This window comes from Acidovorax sp. HMWF018 (genome assembly GCF_003061035.1).
GTDB classification, from domain to species: Bacteria; Pseudomonadota; Gammaproteobacteria; order Burkholderiales; family Burkholderiaceae_C; genus Acidovorax; species Acidovorax delafieldii.
Genome location: NZ_QAIM01000591.1, coordinates 332 through 2,029, shown reverse-complemented (window position 1 = coordinate 2,029; position 1,698 = coordinate 332). Strand labels below are relative to the sequence as shown.

Genomic DNA, 1,698 nt, shown 5'->3' with positions numbered 1-1,698 from the left:
CGGTGGCCCCGACCGAACCTACCCCCTCCAAACCCCATGAACATCCTGATCGTTGACGACGAAGCCCTGGCGCGCAGCCGCTTGCGCACCCTGCTGTCCGACTGCTCGGACATCCAGCGCTGCACGGTGGCAGAGGCCTCCAACGCCGCCGAGACCATGGCGCTGCTGGGCCCCACCGGGGGGCGTGGGTACGACCTGGTGCTGCTGGACATCCACATGCCCGGCCAGGACGGCCTGGCACTGGCCCATGCACTGCAGGCCCTGCCCCAGCCCCCGGCCGTGGTGTTTGTGACGGCCCACGCCGACCACGCAGTGAGCGCGTTCGAGCTGGATGCCGTGGACTACCTGACCAAACCCGTGCGCCGCGAGCGCCTGCAGCAGGCCCTGGCCAAGGTGCAGCGCACCAGCCGCCCCGCAGGACCCAGTGCCGTGCCCAGCCTGCCCGAGGGCGAGACCCTGCTGATCCAGGACCGGGGCCGCACCGAACGCCTGCCGCTGACCGAGGTGCTGTACTTCAAGGCCGAGCAGAAATACGTGACCGTGCGCACCACCACGCGCAGCTACATCATGGACGGCTCGCTGAGCGAGCTGGAAGCCAAGTTTGCACCGCGCTTCCTGCGCATCCACCGCAATGCGCTGGTGGCGCGCCGCGCCGTGCGCGCGCTGGAAAAGCACTACGACCCTGAGGAGGGCGAAGGCTGGGCGGTGCGGCTACAGGGATCGACCGAACTGCTGGCGGTGTCGCGGCGGCAGGTGGCGGCCGTGCGCGAGGAGCTGGCACGCTAGCAGCAGGGCTGCACAGGCCTTTGAGGGCCCTGGAACACCCTTACAGATATTTTTCGAGCCATTTTGGCCGCCAGCGCTAGTTCCATATGCCTGAGCAGCTATCAATGAGATAGCAAATCTCCTGTGACTGCAGGCGGTGCGGCCGCCAGCCGCCCCAGCGCCTCCACGCCCACAGGCGGCTGCGCCAGCCAGGGCAGCACGTAGGTGCGCTGCGCCAGGCCGCTGGCGATGCGTGCGGCCTGCTGTTGCTCGCCCGCCAGCCGGGCCCGCAGCAAGGGGTCGCTGGTGCCGGTGGCCGCCACACTTTTGTTGATGACCCAGGCCCAGGGCTCGATGCGGGCGCGACGCAGGTCGTCCTGCAACGCAGCGGCCTGGCTCACGGGCGTGACCTCGGGCAGCGTGACGATGACCACATGGGTCATATCCGCGTCCTGCAGGCGCATCAACGGCGTGATGATGTGCTTGGCGTTGACGTTGCCTTCGTACTGCTGCGTCATCTGCCGGTGGTAGGCGCCGGTGGCGTCCATCAGCAACAGGCTGTGGCCGGTGGGGGCCGTGTCCAGCACCACAAAGGCGCTGCGCGCTTCGTTGACCACGCGGCTGAAGGCGTGGAACACGGCTACCTCTTCGGTACAGGGCGATTGCAGGTCTTCCAGCAGCAGGGCGCGGCCCGCGTCGTCCAGCGCCTTGCCGCGTGTGGCCATGATCTTGTCGATGTAGGCCTGGGTCTCGGCGTGCGGGTCGATGCGCCCCACCTTCAGGCTCGGCAGGCTGCCATCGAGCTGGCTTTGCACATGGGCCGCCGGGTCGGTGGTGGTGAGGTGCACGCTGTGCCCACGCTGCACCAGGCCCACGGCCAGCGCGGTGGCGATGGTGGTCTTGCCCACGCCGCCCTTGCCCATCACCATGATG

The 1,698-nt window shown here is 68.6% G+C and carries 2 protein-coding genes; one reads left to right on the top strand and one right to left on the bottom strand.

From position 1 onward, the window contains the following. Positions 1 to 36: 36 nt before the first annotated feature. Positions 37 to 786: a LytTR family DNA-binding domain-containing protein gene (locus tag DBR23_RS25150; protein WP_056061176.1), complete on the top strand. Its 750-nt coding sequence runs from the start codon at positions 37 to 39 to the stop codon at positions 784 to 786. A 101-nt stretch (positions 787 to 887) separates the two neighbouring features. On the opposite strand, the gene DBR23_RS25145 is transcribed toward DBR23_RS25150, so the two are convergent. Then, a partial coding sequence (locus DBR23_RS25145; protein ID WP_304466243.1) for an ArsA-related P-loop ATPase occupies positions 888 to 1,698 on the bottom strand: 811 nt, incomplete at its 5' end.